Origin of the sequence: Paenibacillus sp. RC67, from assembly GCF_030020805.1 — a bacterium.
In the GTDB taxonomy this organism is placed as follows: domain Bacteria; phylum Bacillota; class Bacilli; order Paenibacillales; family NBRC-103111; genus Paenibacillus_S.
In genome coordinates this window covers 5,434,571-5,451,487 of sequence record NZ_CP125098.1, presented here as the reverse complement: position 1 = coordinate 5,451,487, position 16,917 = coordinate 5,434,571, and the positions used below count along the sequence as shown (strand labels likewise).

The following is a 16,917-nucleotide window of genomic DNA, read 5'->3' as shown; positions in this document are numbered from 1 at the left end:
AAATGGTAGTAGGAGACGCTTCCGTTGAGATAGACGTTCTAGTTGTGGGTGCAGGTCCTGGTGGTTATGTGGCCGCCATCCGTGCTTCCCAATTGGGCAAAAGCGTATTGATCGTGGATAAATCCGAACTGGGCGGCGTATGCTTGAACCGCGGATGTATCCCTTCCAAAGCGCTGATCTCGGCTGCTCATCATTATGAAGCAGCAAGCCATAGCTCCGAAATCGGAATTACGGCTGAGAATGTAAAAGTGGATTTTACTAAAGTCCAAGAATGGAAAGCTGGGATTATCAAGAAACAAACTGGCGGTGTTACTCAACTGCTGAAAGGCAACAAGATTCAAATTTTTAACGGCGAAGCACTGTTCATCAATGAGCATGAAGCTCGCGTATTTAACGATAATGAAACGGCTCGTTACCGTTTCAATCATTGCATAATCGCGACAGGTTCCCGTCCGATTGAGCTTAAAGCATTCCCTTACGGCGGCCGCATCATGTCGTCCACCGAAGCGCTAGAACTTCCGGAAATTCCGGAAAGCCTGGTTGTTATCGGCGGCGGCTACATCGGTATCGAGTTGGGTCAAACCTACGCGAAATTCGGAACTAAAGTAACGGTATTGGAAGGCTCTGATGCCGTACTTCCTGGTTTCGAGAAAGAAATGTCGCAGCTGGTAGCGCGCAACTTGAAAAAGCTGAACGTGGAAGTATTCACAGAAGCTATGGCTCAAGGCTGCGAGCAAACCGATAAAGACGTTACAGTTACCTTCACAGTGAAGGGCGAAGAGAAGAAAGTAACGGCACAATACGTGCTTGTTACGGTTGGACGTCGTCCTAACACCGATGGTGATCTTTCCTTGGAGCTTGCAGGTATAGAAGTTGGCGAGCGCGGTTTGATCCAAGTTAACGAGCAATGCCAAACGAATGTACCGCACATCTATGCCATCGGTGATATTGTTCCAGGTCTTGCTTTGGCGCACAAAGCTTCTTACGAAGGTAAAGTAGCAGCTGAAGCGATCGCTGGATTGCCTAGTGCTGTAGATTACAAATGCATTCCTGCCGTTGTGTTCTCCGATCCGGAAATCGCAAGCGTAGGCTTGAATGAAACGGAAGCAAAAGCTAAGGGAATCAACGTTGCTGTTGGCAAATTCCCTTACGGAGCTAATGGTCGTGCTCAATCTATGAACCTGAAGGAAGGTTTCGTGAAGCTGGTAAGCGACAAAGACTCCGGTCTTCTCTTGGGCGCACAAATCGTTGGTGCGGAAGCATCCAACCTGATTGCTGAGATGGGTCTTGCTATCGAGATGGGAGCAACAGTTGAGGATATCGCATTGACGATTCATGCTCATCCGACTCTGGGCGAAATCACGATGGAAGCGGCTGAAGTGGCTATAGGCCATCCGATTCACATTCTTGGAAGCAGTAAATAATACGTAACTCCAAGCTTGGCGCTGCAGCGTTTTGCAGCACCAAGCTTTTTGCTTTGTCTGCAAGAGGCGAGTAGTTTTCGAACCCAACATTTATCATGAGAACAGATAGAGAATGGATTTTAATAAAAGATATGAGGCTGTCCTTCCGGATCGAATTCTGGAGTGACAGTCTTTTTTTTCATTGGATTCTTCTTATTAGCCCTATTGACAAACCAGTGGAGCGGAGGTATTATCCATTTATAGCTAATTTGAACGGTTGTTCAAAACGATTGTTCAAAACAGTTGTTCAACATGATTCTGCTTATATTATCAAAGGATGGAACATGTATACATAGCTTAATAGCAAAATGCATTGCACATTGAAGAATAGCAGCAACAATGCAGCTATAAGGAGGAATCTCATGAAACAAGACCAGAAAGCCGTCAAAACTAAAATTTTGGAAGCCGCCAAGCATTTGTTTGCACGCAAAGGCTTCGAAGGCACAACAGTCCGTCAAATATGCGACGAAGCGGGAGTAGCGCTTGCGCTGGTGTCCTATCATTGCGGAGGCAAAGAGAATGTGTACTATGCGTTATTCGAAGCTTTAACTCCGCAATTTGCGCAAACGACCTATGATTTGAAGGATCCTGAAGCTGATTTGCGAAGCTTTATTCGGGATTTTGTACAGTTTCGTATCGCGGAGCCGGAGCTTATTAACATGCTCCAGCAGGAAGTCATGATGCAAAGCCCGCGGCTGGAGAAGATACAATCTATCGTCTTCTCCATATGGATGCAGCTGAGACATATTCTAGAGGCTGGCCGCGAAATGGGTCGATTCGATTATGAATCGTTGAAGCATACCATGCACTTTGTATTCGGAACGTTGATTTTCTCAAGAGTCAGTCCGTTTCTGGAGCCGGTATTTGAATCCGATTCGGCGCAAGGTAAGGAAGAAAGCTTGGAAACAGTAGTCGCTTATACGACGAAGTTTATTTTTAACGGACTGCAGTGTAAGGAGTAACAGTTCGTCCTAGAGAGAATGCACCATGTGGGAGGAGAACAGAGAGATGAAGCGGAATACGGCAGTAATTGCAGTGGTGGCATTGGCAATAGCTTTGGGTAGCGGGGGGTATATGTTAGCTGCTGAAGGGAAAGACGCAGTGACGCTTGCGGCCAGTAAGAAGGCGAGTATTGTGACTGCGGAGCAGGTGAATGTATCATTTCAAGGTGTTGGCGGGAAGATTATAAAGCTTCCGGTACAGGAAGAGCAGAAGGTAACTAAAGGAACCGTTCTACTAACTCTAGATCCAACGGATATTGATCTGCAGCTGCAAAAAGCTCAGGCGGATATCGATGTGACAAGTCTAAAGCTGAAGCAGACAGAGGATGGTCTTGAGGTAGCCCAGCAAAAATTGAGTAATGCTTTGAAGCAAGCTCAAATCGGTGTATCACAAGCACAAACCTCGCAAGAGCAGGTACATGAGGGAGCTCGGTCGGAAGATATCGAAAGACAAAAGCTGGCGGTAGCCGCAGCTGACGAGTCTTATACTCACGCATTGAAGCTATACAATCAATTGTTAAATATGGAAGAAACTTATGATAATAATCCATACTCCTACAAGGATCACAGGGATGCTCTGGAAAATGCACGCAGTCAGCTCACTACACTTCAGAATGCACGAGACCAGCAAAATGCTGCATTAAGCAAGATGGTAAACGGTGCGACATCTCAGGAGAAGCAGCAAGCATCCTTGTTAACGGATAAAGCGCAGGCCGTATTGGAGCAAAACCAGCTGGGGCAAGAGGATATCAATAACCAGCGTATAGGGCTGGATGCTTTAGGCAAGCAGCTGGAGCAGCAAAAAATATTGCTTCAATCCCTTCAAATCCAAAAGGAACGGATGACATTGAAATCACCGGTGGACGGGAAGGTCGTCAAAATCGTTCCGAAGGCTGGGGAGAACGTTGGCTCCGGTACGCCAGTCATTATAGTGGAAACAGAGAAGCTATATTTTGACTTGTATGTCGATGAACAACAAGTAGGCAAACTGAAGCCTGAGATGGCGGTTCCTGTACATTTTGCTGCAATACCGGATCAAGTGCAGGGACGTATACAGTTCGTTACTGCAGCACCGCAATTTGCAAGTCTTAGAATGAGCCGCGAAAAAGGGACAGCTGATCTCAATACATTCCAGGTTCGGATATACGTCGACCGGACGGATAAGCTGCTGCCGGGCATGACTGCGGAGGTGCGTGTCGATGAGATCCCAGCTCGATGAATGGCGAATTGCCCTAACGGGCAAGTTTGTTCCTGCCATACTGATTGCTCCGCTAATTGTAGCTGCATTATTCGGGTACATGTTTCAGAGCAGCCAAATCAATGAAGCTCCAATAGCGGTTGTAGATGAAGACAACAGCATCTACAGCCGGCAGTTTACGGAGAAGGTAAACGCCTCCCAGTACTTGCAGGTTACGGATGTGTTTCACCAGGCTATGCAGCCAGACACCTTATTAGCAAATGAAAAGTATATGGCGGTAATCTACTTGCCTCGTGGCATGGAACAGTTAAGATACCAAGGCAAGCAGGTAAATATTGGGGTACTAATAGATAACTCAATGCCTTCTGCTGTAGGGAATATTCGTAACGGAATACAAGAGCTGATAACCATCGAGAACTTGACCTTATCCGTTGGCAAATTGAAGGTGTTGGGGCTGAGTGACGAGGCTGCTGCAGGAATTGCCGCACCTTTGTCCATGCAGCAAAGACTGCTGTATAACCCAACCTCTGACTTTATTGGCTTCATGGTTATCGGATTCGTTAATGTAGTTGCATTAGGTGTCACCGCCATTGCTTCGGCATCTATCGTTCCACGATTAAGAATCGAAGGTAAGCTGCAGCAGGAGCTGGACCATCCGATCGGCTTATGGCTGAGAATCGTACCGTACGCCGTCATTTCCTGCATTAGTTTATTTCTTGCTATTGGGCTGTTGAAGCAGGTCGGAGGGCTTCGGTTTGCGGGAAGTGCACTGGAGTTTCTTATTCCTCTGCTGCTTTATACGTTGACCGTATCCTGGATGGGCATGCTGGTCGGATGGTCGGCTGCCGATCCTTCCAAGGTTGCGCTACGTACATACGCCATTGTTTATCCATCTTTCATGCTGTCAGGGGTACAGGTAGCACCGATTGTATTCCCGTATCCGATCCAAGTGATTAGCCATATGCTGCCTCTGACCTGGCTGTTCAAGTTTATTAGGGGAATAGGCTATCGTGGCGGGAGTCTCAAATATTTTTCGGCTGAACTTGGCGTTTTTATTGTAATGATCGGTGTGTTGTCCTTAGGCATCGGATTGATGATGATATGGGAATATCGGAAGTTGAGAGTGAATACAAGATTGGAGGAAATTGCAGCATGAGAAAGAACAGAAAAAAAGCGTCCTTATCGATCATAATGAGTTTATGCCTAATGGCTTCAGCACAAGCAGCTTGGGCCGACACAGGAGCCTCCGTACCTATAGAGACTGCTTCGACCGCGGCTGTGAACGTGCTTACCTCGCCAACCTATAAGTTATCGGATAACTTGAATGTAGAAATTAAAAGCTTGCTGAACGAGTCTTCTTCAGATGGAGTAAAGATTGCCGCCGTTGTTAGAATGAAAAGCAGCGCCGGTAAAGTGGTGAAAATTCCTGACTTGGATTTAAGGGTGAGAACGACGGAAGGCGACGAATATACGCTTCAAGCTAGCGTGCTAAACGCTCATGCGATACGTCCAAACACAACAGAGGAATTAAGCTACATCGTGACGGTAGACCGGAAGGATCCAGTAAGCTTGTCCGAGCTCGTCTGGTTATCCGTCGATTGGTATTCTTTTCCTAGAACGGAAACCGAAGTGCTAGCTGTTCCGGTAGCAGGGCAAAGCTGGGATGGGCCATTATCCTCCTTGAGTCAGCCGGCTTACTTAAAAACATGGGGAGAGTCCTTCCAAATTCCTAATATCGACTCCCCAGTGTTCTACACTCCGGTAGCGATTAGCAAAGAGAATTCACAACAAGGAACTATAACTTCCGTTAAGCTGTTGGTACAGAACCGGTCGGCTAAGAAAGAAACACTGCCTGAGTTTAATATGGACGGAAGAGCGGTTAACATTTCTGGAACGGATGCTTCGATTTTTGCAGGAAAAAGGGTGGAGCAAGGAGCTATCTCGCTCGACCCCCAAGAACAGAGATATATTCATTATGCAATTCCAACCGATAAAAATACGATTATCAGTAGTTTGAACCTTGTTACCAACGAGACGTTCAAACAGCTCGATGCAAAGGGAAGTCCAATTGTAACGCCTTTTTCCATTGGCAGACTGAATATCGCTTTGCCTACCAACGGGCAATCCGATATCTCTGTTGAAGGAGCTCCATACGAATACAATACTCCGTTCAAGTTCGATTCGAATACGGATGCGATCGATCCCAATATGGATGTGTCCCTTGTTGAGCTCCATATGCATGAGAATGAGGGGGAGGGATACCAGACGGTTATTGGAAAGTATAAGCTAACCAATCATGGAGAGCAGCCATTGCCTATTCCGGTATTTCAAACCAAATTAATGACCGAGAGTGGATTAACTTACTCAGGCAACCGTCAAAGCGCAACAACTCAAGAGATTATGCCGAACACGTCGTATGTTATCAGCTATTCGTATATCATGCCTTCAGAGCTAAAGGATAAAAACTTCGTTCTGAAAATCGTAGATACAAAAACGGCAGCACCGGTTTCAACGACGATAGGAGCATATCGGTTGGCCTTACAAGCGAATTCGCTTAACGAAGACATGTTGATGTTCTACCCGTTCAAGGTCAAATTGAATCAATGGCAGCTATCCGCAAGAGCCAATTTGTCGTCAGCTGCAGCACCTAGTCCGACTACCTATTCCTATAAGTTAAAGCTGGATCTGGATATCGAACGCCAGGAGCAGGTCATTGTCGATCAGAACTTCTCTAAAATGTCTTTCGAACTAATCGATCCTACAGGAAGACTGTTGTCGGTTAAAACATTAAGCTTTACTGGTGTCAATCGGCTTGTCAGTGGAACGCAGTTCATCCAATTCGACAACTTGAAAACGGATGAGCAGGAATATCCTCTCACGGTTAACGTTTATGAAACTATAACGACTCCTACAGGAGAGGCTAAGCGTCTTGTAGCCTCCTTGAAGCAATAGATTAAACTAAAATGACATTCGATCGATTCCGATTCGAATGTCATTTCATGATTATAGAGAAAAAATGATACTACTACGTCAACATTTAGTGGCTGCCCTTGAAGCCAAGACCTAATGAGATCGAATGTGTTGTGTCCAGTACAGCAGCAATCCATTCTTCCTTAGCAGGGACCATGCGGTCAGTAGGGCCTATCGTGCTTATCGATGCAATGACTTGACCGGCTGCATCAAAGATAGGGGCTGCGATCCCGGTAACCCCGACGTTACGAAGATTAGAGCTCATTTCATAGCCTTTCTCGCGAATCTGAGCCAAGCGGTCTTTGACATCTGCAGGATTTTTCAAGGAATGCTGAGTAAACGTACGCAGCTCTTCGCTTAAGACGCCGTCAATGAAGGATTCGGTTTGATAAGCGAGAATGGACCGCGAAGCGGAAGTTGCGTATAGCGGAAAGCGGCGGTACACTTCAATATCGAAACGGATCGGATATTGCGAATCAATTTTATCTACATAAATGGCGTCCGTACCGTCAATGACACACAGACACACCAATTCCTTGGTAGTAGACGCTAGACGATGCATATGCGGACGCGCAAATTCAACCATGTTATGGTCCTTGAGCACTTTGTTGCCGAGCTCGAGCAGCGTGTAGCCTAGTGCGTACTGCTTGTTCGCTGGATTTTGGCGGATCAATCCTTCACTTTCCAAAGTGATGAGAAGCTTGTGGACGGCGCCCTTGGATAAGCCTAGCCGTTTGCTGAGATCTGTAACGCCCAGCTCTTTAGGTGAGTCGAGAAACAGCTTCAGCAGATGGCAGCTATTTTTGACGGAAGATAAATACGTTTCCATAGAATTCCTTCTCCCTTAGACAAGTACGAAAATATTGGTATTTTATCACAATCGTTACATTTTTCCTAGTCTAAAAATTGAATATTTACAATTGCGCAAAATTTTAAATCATGCTAGAATTTATTTATGGTTCACATATAGTATACAACGTTCACATATAGTGAACAAGTGGTTCGAGGGATTTTTTTATCCAATGTATTGGAAGGCGTTTGCTGCAAAGGCTGATCGTTCGTGCTGCTGCTCCAGTAAATTCCTATACCATATAAACAGCTATTATAAGGGAGGATCAACATCAATGAAGAAAAAGACAATCTCTGTATTATCCGCTGTAGTTCTGTTTGGAAGTGTACTGGCGGGCTGTGGCACCTCAACGGATAAAGCGGCTAAGCCGGCTCCGGCTGCTGAAGGAAAAGCTGGAGAGGGTGGGCTCACCCCGGAAAAGCAGTTGGTCGTAGCAGGTAATGGAGCTACGGTTGAGCAGCTGATGAAGGATGAAATTTTTAAGAAATTTAATGAAAAGTATCCTGATGTGAAACTGACTTATGTATCTGGCGTTTCCACAGAGATTGTTGCAAAGGCTAAAGCGCAAAAGGCTTCTCCGCAAATGGATGTAACGATCGTAGAAGGCGGAGAGCAGGAAGCGGGCCGTGTAGAGGGATTATGGGATACCCTGAGCGATAAAGACATCCCAAGCATGAAAAAGGTTTCTGAAGATTTGAAGATGAAGGACAGCAGTGGGGTCGCCGTTAACTTTACTCCGATGGGTATCTCCTACAACGAGGCGATGGTAAAAGAGAAAAACCTGCCGATTCCGACTTCTTGGAACGATTTGACCCGTCCTGAGATGAAAGGCAATCTAACCATATCTGAGATTTCAAGTAATTTCGGACGCTCAACTCTCATTATGCTGGCTTATGCCAACGGCGGGAACGAGAAAAATATGGATGCTGGTTTTGCCAAAATGAAAACGATCGCAGGCTACATGCCTACCTTTGCGAAGAGTGCGGCACAGCTGCAGCAAAACCTGCAAAATAAGAGTTCGGCTTATACGACCTGGACGATGGCGCGCAGCTTAGTACAAAAGGATGCCGGATTGGAATTAAAATTTGTCATACCTAAGGAAGGCACGAACCTGGTACCGAACGTGGCGACGATTATCAAAGGAACGAAGAACCCGAATGCAGCTAAGCTGTTCGTAGAATTCTTGCTGTCGGACGAAGTTCAGAAGATGTATGCAAGCAAGCTATACTATAACCCTGTAACGAATGTTAAGCTGCCGGATGAAACGGCGAAGCTGCTGGACTTTGACCGCAGCAAGGTAGTGAAGTTCGACTTGGAAACCGTAGGTGCCAAAACACCGGAATGGATTGACCGATTCAACAAAGAGATTGCACCCAGTGTAGGAAAATAGGTGAGAGAACGTGGCCAAAACTTACGATGTAGAGCTTCACGGTATACGGAAAACGTTCGGTTCGAACGTAGTTGTTGACAATTTCGATTTGCAAATCGAGCAGGGAGAATGCATCTCCTTCCTCGGCCCATCTGGATGTGGCAAGACGACGACATTGAACATGATCGCAGGATTTCTTGATCCGGACCAAGGGGAGTTGATCGTCAAAGGGAAGAGAATGAATGGGGTCCCTTCCAACAAAAGAGATTTGGGTATGGTATTCCAAACGTATTCGCTGTTTCCTCATATGACGGTTGCGGGGAATGTAGGTTATGGTTTAAAGCTGCGTAAAGTACCTAAAGCTGAGATCGCTTCCAGAGTAGCCCGTGTGCTAGAACTGGTAAAGCTGCCTCATGTGGCTGACCGTTATCCGAAGCAGCTGTCCGGAGGGCAGCGTCAGCGCATTGCGATTGCCCGGGCGCTTGTTACGGAGCCGTCGCTGCTCCTGCTGGATGAGCCTTTAAGTAACTTGGATGCGAAGCTAAGGGAAGAGCTGCGGGATGAATTAAAGCGTCTTCATCAGGAAACCGGCGTTACGACTATTTTCGTTACACACGATCAGGAAGAAGCACTCTATTTGTCCGATCGCATTGTGGTTCTGGATCATGGTAAAGTCGAGCAAATCGGGACGCCTTGGGAAATATATAACGAACCGGCAAGTGAATTCGTTCATACGTTTATAGGCAAATCGAATCGATTGACGGGAAAAATGAAGGGCTTTGCTGGCTCCAAGCTAGTGCTTGAAGCAGGGCAGACTGGCGGCTCATTTGAGCTGGAAGCGGGACCGAGAGGAAAGAGCTTTACGGCTGGAGAATCGGTATCCATCTATATTCGTCCGGAGAAGCTTATGCTGGCATTGGATGAAGAAACATCCGAATCGCTTCAACGCAATAATACTTATGCTCATAACGAAGGTGTTGTGAAGCAGCTGTCTTTTCTAGGTTCCTTCGTGGAATGCGAAGTCGCAATAGGCAGCGAAACCTTGATGGTGCGGGTTCAATCCGCCGTTCAGCAAGGAAGACTGCAGCCGGGACAAAGAGTAAGGCTGTATTGGAACCCGGAGGACGTGTTCGTCTTTCCCGGAAAGGAGCGATAAGCGATGGCTGCATCCTCAGTAACGTCAAAAGGATCGCTGCGCACTGCGCTCCTACTACTGGCACCTGGACTTATCGTACTGCTCGGCGCCTTCTTAATCCCGATGCTGTATATCTTCTTGCAGAGCGTTCAGGATGAGCACCAGCAGTTCACTTTGAAAAATTATTTGTTGTTCGTTCAAGATCCTTACTATATCGGAGTGTTGTGGCGGACGATTCGAGTCAGCTTGTACACGGTTATCGTAGCGCTTGTTCTTGCGTATCCGGTGGCTATGTTTATGGCAAGAACAAGCGGCAGGCTCCGCGGGATCGTGACTTTTCTCATCATTTCACCGCACTTGATAAGTGTTGTTATCCGTAATTTCGGATGGGTCGTCATTCTCGGTGAGAAGGGGTGGATCAATACGACATTGATGCAGCTGGGCTTGATCGATAAGCCGCTTCGTCTGCTCTACAATGAGCTGGGTGTCGTCATAGGCTTGACCGATTCGTTCGTCGTCTATATGGTGCTTTCCATTGCAACGAGCTTGTATGCAATCGATTCATCGCTCTACAAAGCTGCCGGAATATTAGGGGCTTCGAGAATGCGTTCCTTCTTTACGATCACGCTTCCGTTAAGCTTGCCTGGCATGATCGCAGGGATTACCCTGGTGTTCAGCTTGTCCATGAGCGCGTTCGTAACTCCAGCATTAATGGGGGGAACATCGGTTAAGGTGCTGCCTGTTATTGCTTACGAGAAAATTATGGCTACGCTGAATTGGCCGTTAGGCGCAGCGCTATCCTTCCTGCTGCTGGCTTCGACGTATGCGTTGGTAGCGCTGTTCACGAAGATTATTGAAACGAAACGGTATAAAGAGGTGTTCTCATCATGATGCGGCGGTTTCCATTGTTAGGTCTCATTACGTTCTTCGTTATCTTGTTCGTCATTTCGCCGCTTCTGGTCGTAATACCGGTTTCATTGACTTCCAAAAACGTGCTTACGTTTCCGCCCCAGGGCTTTTCGTTCAAATGGTATGCTAAAATTCTGGATCGACCGGAATTTATCGATGCCTTTGTATTTAGTCTTGAGCTAGCCGCCATCACGGCGGTGCTGGCAACATTAGTTGGTGTGGTTGGCGCATTGGCGCTGCATAAATATAGTTTCCGGGGCAAAAAGTTCATTCACGCGCTTATGCTGTCTCCTTTAACGATTCCTTCCTTAATTATAGGGATAGCAGCGCTATTGTTCTTTACCCGAATTGCTATTGCAGGAACATTCTGGGGACTGTTGGCGACTCACATTCTGATCTCGGTACCGTTCGTTATTCGGTTGACTTTGACTGGACTGAGTGCTTACGATTACACGTTGGAAAGAGCGGCTTACATTCTTGGAGCAAAGCCGGGGCAAGTGTTTCGGGATATTACGCTGCCTCTGCTGAAGCCGGCGCTCATATCAGGATTTATTTTCTCGTTCTTGACCTCGTTCGATAATGTGACGGTTTCTTTGTTCTTGGTGTCCCCTCAGATGACGACATTACCGCTTGCTATTTTCAGCTACATGCAGGAAACATTGGATCCGTTAGTAGCATCTATATCGTCTGTTGTTATTTTGTTAAGCTTAGTTTTTATTTTGATTCTTGAATTTGTGTATGGATTGGATCGGTTGTTCGGGTCAAATTCCCAAGCACATTAACAGATGAAGCCCCCCTAAGAAAAAGAAAACAGTCATGAGGGGCTCCTCCATTTGTATTAGTACCTGGTTATAAGTGATAAAGAGATGCTGTACTTTCGGAGGATTTACAGGAAAGGTTATGGAGAGCGATGTCATTACTTACTAGAATAGAAACTTATATGCCGGAGCTGCTTGAGCTGCTTGAGGCGTGTGTAAATATGGACTCGCCCTCAAAAAGTAAGTCGCACAATGATCAGATGGCGGATTGGTTCACCGCATTAGCTGAAAAGCTCTTGGGTGCTCATGTTGTGAGACTGGCTCACGAGGAAGCGGGCGATCGCTTGCTGATCGAAGTCGGGCAAGGCTCGCGCCGCATCCTGCTTGTAGGCCATTACGATACGGTATGGCCTGTGGGTGAAGCGGCGAAGCGGCCCTTCTCCATCCGTGACGGACGGGCGTATGGCCCGGGCGTATACGATATGAAAGCCGGCGTACTGCAGGCGCTGTACGCCATGAAGGTGCTGCAGGACAGCGGAGCATGGCCTGCGGATACGCAGGTGTCGCTGTTTCTGAACAGCGACGAGGAGATCGGCAGCCCGGCGTCGCGCGGGCTGATAGAGCAGCTCGCGCGCAAATCGAGCGCGGCGCTGGTGCTGGAGCCGCCCATGGCACCCATGGGCGCGCTCAAAACCGCCCGCAAAGGGAGCGGGCGGTACAAGCTCGAAGTGCGCGGCGTTTCCGCGCACGCGGGGGTGGCACCGGATCGTGGCGTTTCCGCGATCCATGAGCTGGCGCTGCAGGTGCAGCGCCTGCACGCGATGTCCGACCCGGCGGTCGGAACGAACGTCAACGTCGGTATCATCCGCGGAGGCATCGGCACCAATGTGGTAGCCGATTACGCGGAGGCGGAGATCGACGTTCGTGTGCCATCCATCGCGGAGGCTGAGCGCGTGCATGCGGAGCTCATGGCGCTGCAAGCACATCATCCGCTGGCGCAGGTGGCAGTAAGCGGCCGGATGATGCGCCCGCCGATGGAGCGCACCGCTGCCAGCGCGAGGCTGTTTGAAATCGCGCAGCGCATTGCAAGCGAGGAGCTGGGTCTGACGCTGACGGAAACCGCCACTGGCGGGGTCAGCGATGGCAATTTCACCGCAGCAAGCGGCATTCCGACGCTGGATGGACTCGGCGCAAGCGGAGATTTTGCCCACGCTCCAGGTGAATATGTGACAGTGTCGGACATTCCTGTCCGCACATTGCTGCTAGCTCGTTTGATTGCAACGATATAAATGGACAAAGCCTGCTCTCAGGATTATGAACATAATCCTGAGAGCAGGCTTTTTTACCACAATAAAATTTATAAGATTCCGGGGTCATTGGGGGTGAAAATATTATTTGGCGATAAAACCAACCACTGAACGCGATCGCTCGTCTTTGAAAGGCCTCGATATAGGTTTTCTCATGTGCTATAGCTACATTACTGGTTTCATGAACATGAGTACGAACAATAGAATGCCTAATAAGGCTATGAGTAGCAGCATTCGGTTAATAGAAGCAACCTGCAGCTGTAACGGCTCCGATAGCATTTCCTGATCCTTGAGAGAAGTTTCTTCCAGCAAGTCTCTTAGTCTCATTTGTTTAGGTGTTATAACTCCAAAAACCAAAATTTGAATCATGACGTACAGCAATAGTGAACCAATAATCCAAAAATCAAGAAAATGTATAGGAGACATGGCGACAAGAGCAATACCACTAATAACTGCAATGCTTCCTCCGATCTTAGGGAATAAGTCGAGCAAAGCACTCAATCTTAAGGATTGCTTCAGTTCACCCACGGATTGTCTTTTGCGATACAATACATGAATGAAATACGTCGGTCCTATCCCTATGATGGAAGATAACACATGCAGCAATACTAACCACTTCAACTAATTTACCTCCTACAAATGAAAGTGAGTCCTTTATAACTATACATGGTTGAAGTGTTTTTGAGATACAGTTAAAACAAAAAATGGATATTAAATTTTCTTTATACATTTTTTTCCTAATGCTTGTGAGGCTTTGTCTTTTCTCTCTTCGGCTTATTTTTCTGGTGCAGCACAGGTGTTTGTGATTTGCGAACAGATTTGGCTGCTCGCTTCACATTTTTGCTGATTCCGGCTTCAACGGATTTATTCATCACAACACTTAATACTTTCGTTGTTTGATTATAAGCGAACTTCCATTTCTTTCTTGGTGTAAGACCCATCGCTTTCAAATTCGAAGCGCTCATCCGAAGCGTTTCATCCAGTTCATTTTCCGGTATAATCACTCTCAAGCGCCTAGTGATAGACCCATTATTCACTGTAATCATAGTTCCGGCTGCATCCTCCGGTATGCCTAACCAGCTTAATAATGCGTAGCCGATAGTAATGACTCCGTCTCTGTTCTTCCTCGAATCTACAAGCAATAGCCCACTTGCGCTGCTGGAATTTAGACGCTGCATTTGTAGTGTTTTGGTGTCGTTCCTATAATCCAAAACAACGCGGTCTCCATGCTCCAATGCGAATTTTTGGGCTGTCTCCGGACTCATCTCCATGTAATTGAAAGAGCATTCGTCTCCTTTTTCCTGAACTAACGTAATTTCACTAGTGACATTTCCCCGTTTTAACAAGAGGCCCTCGGTGTCTGTTATAAGATGAAGATCGTTCGGTAATCCGCCACCGCAGCCCAACACGAGATTCACATTATTATATTCCATCTCTGATAACACATTAACGTCCACGATACCCTTCGCCACGATCTCCACTCCTTGTCAAGCGTTTTAGCTGACTCTGACATTACACATGTTGTGTAGAATATGACTAGCCAAGTTATTGTGCTTGGATGGTTGTACCGAAATGGTAGAAATCAGCACGGCAATGCCTTATTGAAGTTGGTAAAGGAACAGGTTATAGTTATAATCTTGGCGCGAAACAGGCTTTATATGAAGGAAGGGAGTAATAGGTGATGAATCAACAACTTATAATAGACAAAGCGGCTGAAGATGTGAAAAGAGAGCTTGAATCGGATTCAAGCGGACATGACTGGTGGCATATCGTACGTGTGACACGTATGGCTCGATTGATCGCGGAGAGGGAGCAAGCGGACGTGTTCGTGTGCGAGCTGGCTGCGCTGCTCCACGATATAGCCGATGAGAAGCTGAACCCATCTGCTGAAGCGGGAATGAACAAGGTCCGTGATTGGTTGGTATCCTATGAAGTTGAGGCTCAGGTTGCATCCCATGTGCTGGATATTATCGGTACCATGTCGTTTAAGGGAGGTCATAATCCCCCCGTGAGGACCAAAGAAGCTCAGGTCGTACAGGATGCAGATCGAATCGATGCTTTGGGGGCGATTGGCATAGCACGTACTTTTGCTTATGCAGGCTGGAAGGGCAGCTTGATGTATGATCCGGAACTATCTCCCCGTGACCAATTAACCTATGAGCAGTATAGGAATGGCAAATCGACGGCAATCAATCATTTTTACGAAAAGCTGTTGAAGCTGTCCGATATGATGAACACAGAAACTGGCAAGCAGATCGCCCGCAGCAGACATCAGTATATGGAAGCCTTTTTGGAGCAGTTTTATGCTGAATGGGAGGGGAAGGACTCACTGTAAAGTGGCTCATTTCCTCCGAAGGTTGAATATTGAAAAGCTCTATTGTAACACGTAAAGGATTGCAAGCTATCTGACCAGGGAACGGATAGCTGCAATCTTTTTGTTTTATCTGGAACTTTTCAATTCAACAGACCTACATCCACCCTAATTATTTCATTTATCCATTATTTACATATTGTTGTATACAACATATAATATGAAATATATATTGTAATCGCCTTCATATTCATGCATTTGAAACTAATGGTAAACAAATTAGGACTAAAGAGGTGAAGGAGACCGTGAAATGGTTGAAGGGATGTGCAATTCTGCTTTCCGCAGCATCTATCCTCGTTACGATCCCAGCGTGTAATGGAGACCCCAAGAATGCCCCCGAAGAAACGAAAGCTTCAGAAGAAGAATTAAGTAAGAAGATTAACGAACCGACTGAATTGACGGTTTTTTCGCTAGAAAGCCCTGACGCGTGGAATCAGAAATACGGCGAATATCTCAAGAAAAAACTGCCCCAGTACAAAATCACTCACATCTCACAAACAGAAACTTCCCGGCTCGAACACTTGTTAAGCTCCGGCACAATGATTGATTTATATATGGCTAATGCCCGATCAGTTAAGCAGCAATACATACCTACTAACCTTGCGTTAGATATGTCGAATCTAGTGAAATCGCACCAAATCGATTTGAATGCTTTTGAGCCTGAAGGAATTAATCAGATGACTTCGGTCGAGGGCGCTGGTGGATTATACGGGCTGCCCTTATCCAATTACACGATGGTTATGTACTACAATAAAGATATTTTTGACAAATTGGGAGTTCCCTATCCAGTAGACGGCATGACTTGGGATGAAACGTATGCATTGGCCCAAAAACTGACGGTGAACAATGGAGAAAAACAGTACCTTGGTTTCTGGATATCCCCCAAGCATTATTTAAGGACGAATCAATTGTCTCTTGCATTAGTGGACCCCAAGACGGAAAAGGCGTCTGTTTCCACTGACGAGTGGAATCGGCTATTCGACACCATGTTCAAAAAGTTCTCGGATATTACCGCCTTTAGAGAAAGAGCGATTACTGCATGGCCCAGTCATGACGCATTCAATGTCTCTCAGGAATTAGCCATGTATGTTATGCAGTCCAGCTGGCTTATGGCCGCCCAAGAATCACTGAGCAAAATGAATTTTGATATGGTGGCTATGCCTACTTTTAAAGACAAGCCGAAAGTTGGCGTACAGGCATCCTACACCTATATGGGTATCACATCCATGAGTCAGAAAAAAAATCAGGCCATGGAGGTTATCCGACAGTTAACTTCTGAGGAGTATCAAATGGAGATGTCCAAGTTGGGCATCATGACCTCGCTCAAAAGTCAGGCAGTCCAAAAGGCCTATGCAACCAACACTCCATACAAGGACAAGAAACTGAACATGAATGCAGCGTTTTATAATACATTTGCTCCGACCGCGCCAATTACGCAGTACGATGAGTTTGTGGTGGAGGACGGCTTGGAGAAAACCCAGCTAAGGGATATTGTGAAAGGTTTGATTGACCTCAATTCGGGATTGAGAAAGGCTGAAGAAATTGCTAACCAGAAAATAGCGACATCAAAGTGAGGACCTTGCCAA

General features: G+C 46.6%; 15 protein-coding genes. 12 read left to right on the top strand and 3 right to left on the bottom strand.

The window, feature by feature from the left end:
• Window positions 1-2: 2 nt before the first annotated feature.
• The 5 genes from lpdA (at window position 3) to QMA13_RS24780 (ending at window position 6,614) form a co-directional block, all read left to right on the top strand.
• The gene (gene lpdA / locus QMA13_RS24800) at window positions 3-1,424 is read left to right on the top strand and encodes a dihydrolipoyl dehydrogenase (protein ID WP_282936395.1); all 1,422 of its coding nucleotides are present in this window, start codon (window positions 3-5) and stop codon (window positions 1,422-1,424) included.
• A 401-nt stretch (window positions 1,425-1,825) separates the two neighbouring features.
• Complete coding sequence (locus tag QMA13_RS24795; RefSeq protein ID WP_282936394.1) at window positions 1,826-2,425, top strand: TetR/AcrR family transcriptional regulator; 600 nt, start codon at window positions 1,826-1,828, stop codon at window positions 2,423-2,425.
• A gap of 46 nt (window positions 2,426-2,471) precedes the next feature.
• The gene (locus QMA13_RS24790) at window positions 2,472-3,683 is read left to right on the top strand and encodes an HlyD family secretion protein (RefSeq protein WP_282936393.1); all 1,212 of its coding nucleotides are present in this window, start codon (window positions 2,472-2,474) and stop codon (window positions 3,681-3,683) included.
• Entirely contained in the window at window positions 3,664-4,818 is a 1,155-nt protein-coding gene (locus QMA13_RS24785; protein WP_282936392.1) for an ABC transporter permease, read from the top strand. Before QMA13_RS24790 ends, QMA13_RS24785 begins: the two co-directional genes overlap by 20 nt.
• Window positions 4,815-6,614, top strand: coding sequence for a hypothetical protein (locus QMA13_RS24780; protein ID WP_282936391.1), 1,800 nt, complete (start codon window positions 4,815-4,817; stop codon window positions 6,612-6,614). The genes QMA13_RS24785 and QMA13_RS24780 overlap by 4 nt, the downstream gene beginning before the upstream one ends.
• 85 nt (window positions 6,615-6,699) lie before the next feature.
• On the opposite strand, the gene QMA13_RS24775 is transcribed toward QMA13_RS24780, so the two are convergent.
• Window positions 6,700-7,461 carry an IclR family transcriptional regulator gene (locus tag QMA13_RS24775; RefSeq protein WP_282936390.1) on the bottom strand — a complete coding sequence of 254 codons (762 nt, stop codon included), beginning with the start codon at window positions 7,459-7,461 and terminating at the stop codon, window positions 6,700-6,702.
• A 295-nt stretch (window positions 7,462-7,756) separates the two neighbouring features.
• Here QMA13_RS24775 and QMA13_RS24770 point away from each other — a divergent pair, with 295 nt between their 5' ends.
• From QMA13_RS24770 to QMA13_RS24750, 5 genes are all read left to right on the top strand, one after another.
• Window positions 7,757-8,872: an ABC transporter substrate-binding protein gene (locus tag QMA13_RS24770; protein WP_282936389.1), complete on the top strand. Its 1,116-nt coding sequence runs from the start codon at window positions 7,757-7,759 to the stop codon at window positions 8,870-8,872.
• 10 nt (window positions 8,873-8,882) lie between these two features.
• Window positions 8,883-10,007, top strand: coding sequence for an ABC transporter ATP-binding protein (locus QMA13_RS24765; protein WP_282936388.1), 1,125 nt, complete (start codon window positions 8,883-8,885; stop codon window positions 10,005-10,007).
• A 3-nt stretch (window positions 10,008-10,010) separates the two neighbouring features.
• Complete coding sequence (locus QMA13_RS24760) at window positions 10,011-10,877, top strand: ABC transporter permease (RefSeq protein WP_282936387.1); 867 nt, start codon at window positions 10,011-10,013, stop codon at window positions 10,875-10,877.
• Entirely contained in the window at window positions 10,874-11,677 is an 804-nt protein-coding gene (locus QMA13_RS24755) for an ABC transporter permease (protein WP_481858022.1), read from the top strand. Before QMA13_RS24760 ends, QMA13_RS24755 begins: the two co-directional genes overlap by 4 nt.
• A 128-nt stretch (window positions 11,678-11,805) precedes the next feature.
• Entirely contained in the window at window positions 11,806-12,942 is a 1,137-nt protein-coding gene (locus QMA13_RS24750; protein ID WP_282936386.1) for a M20 family metallopeptidase, read from the top strand.
• Between the two features lie 183 nt (window positions 12,943-13,125).
• Here the strand turns inward: QMA13_RS24750 and QMA13_RS24745 are convergent, their stop codons facing one another.
• Window positions 13,126-13,581: a DUF2269 family protein gene (locus QMA13_RS24745; protein WP_282936385.1), complete on the bottom strand. Its 456-nt coding sequence runs from the start codon at window positions 13,579-13,581 to the stop codon at window positions 13,126-13,128.
• A gap of 116 nt (window positions 13,582-13,697) precedes the next feature.
• Window positions 13,698-14,432, bottom strand: coding sequence for a hypothetical protein (locus QMA13_RS24740; protein WP_282936384.1), 735 nt, complete (start codon window positions 14,430-14,432; stop codon window positions 13,698-13,700).
• A gap of 209 nt (window positions 14,433-14,641) precedes the next feature.
• On the opposite strand from QMA13_RS24740, the gene QMA13_RS24735 reads away from it, so the two are divergent.
• The gene (locus QMA13_RS24735; protein WP_282936383.1) at window positions 14,642-15,295 is read left to right on the top strand and encodes an HD domain-containing protein; all 654 of its coding nucleotides are present in this window, start codon (window positions 14,642-14,644) and stop codon (window positions 15,293-15,295) included.
• 281 nt (window positions 15,296-15,576) lie between these two features.
• Window positions 15,577-16,905, top strand: a complete 1,329-nt coding sequence (locus tag QMA13_RS24730; protein ID WP_282936382.1) for an ABC transporter substrate-binding protein — start codon at window positions 15,577-15,579, stop codon at window positions 16,903-16,905.
• The last annotated feature ends 12 nt before the right edge of the window (window positions 16,906-16,917 follow it).

Bases quoted from the DNA above. Each gene is read 5' to 3' on its own strand.
- QMA13_RS24770 (WP_282936389.1), top strand. From the start codon at position 7,757: ATGAAGAAAAAGACAATCTCTGTATTATCCGCTGTAGTTCTGTTTGGA.
- QMA13_RS24760 (WP_282936387.1), top strand. From the start codon at position 10,011: ATGGCTGCATCCTCAGTAACGTCAAAAGGATCGCTGCGCACTGCGCTC.
- QMA13_RS24775 (WP_282936390.1), bottom strand. From the start codon at position 7,461: ATGGAAACGTATTTATCTTCCGTCAAAAATAGCTGCCATCTGCTGAAG.
- QMA13_RS24735 (WP_282936383.1), top strand. From the start codon at position 14,642: ATGAATCAACAACTTATAATAGACAAAGCGGCTGAAGATGTGAAAAGA.
- QMA13_RS24790 (WP_282936393.1), top strand. From the start codon at position 2,472: ATGAAGCGGAATACGGCAGTAATTGCAGTGGTGGCATTGGCAATAGCT.
- QMA13_RS24750 (WP_282936386.1), top strand. From the start codon at position 11,806: ATGTCATTACTTACTAGAATAGAAACTTATATGCCGGAGCTGCTTGAG.
- QMA13_RS24780 (WP_282936391.1), top strand. From the start codon at position 4,815: ATGAGAAAGAACAGAAAAAAAGCGTCCTTATCGATCATAATGAGTTTA.
- lpdA (WP_282936395.1), top strand. From the start codon at position 3: ATGGTAGTAGGAGACGCTTCCGTTGAGATAGACGTTCTAGTTGTGGGT.
- QMA13_RS24755 (WP_481858022.1), top strand. From the start codon at position 10,874: ATGATGCGGCGGTTTCCATTGTTAGGTCTCATTACGTTCTTCGTTATC.
- QMA13_RS24795 (WP_282936394.1), top strand. From the start codon at position 1,826: ATGAAACAAGACCAGAAAGCCGTCAAAACTAAAATTTTGGAAGCCGCC.
- QMA13_RS24785 (WP_282936392.1), top strand. From the start codon at position 3,664: ATGAGATCCCAGCTCGATGAATGGCGAATTGCCCTAACGGGCAAGTTT.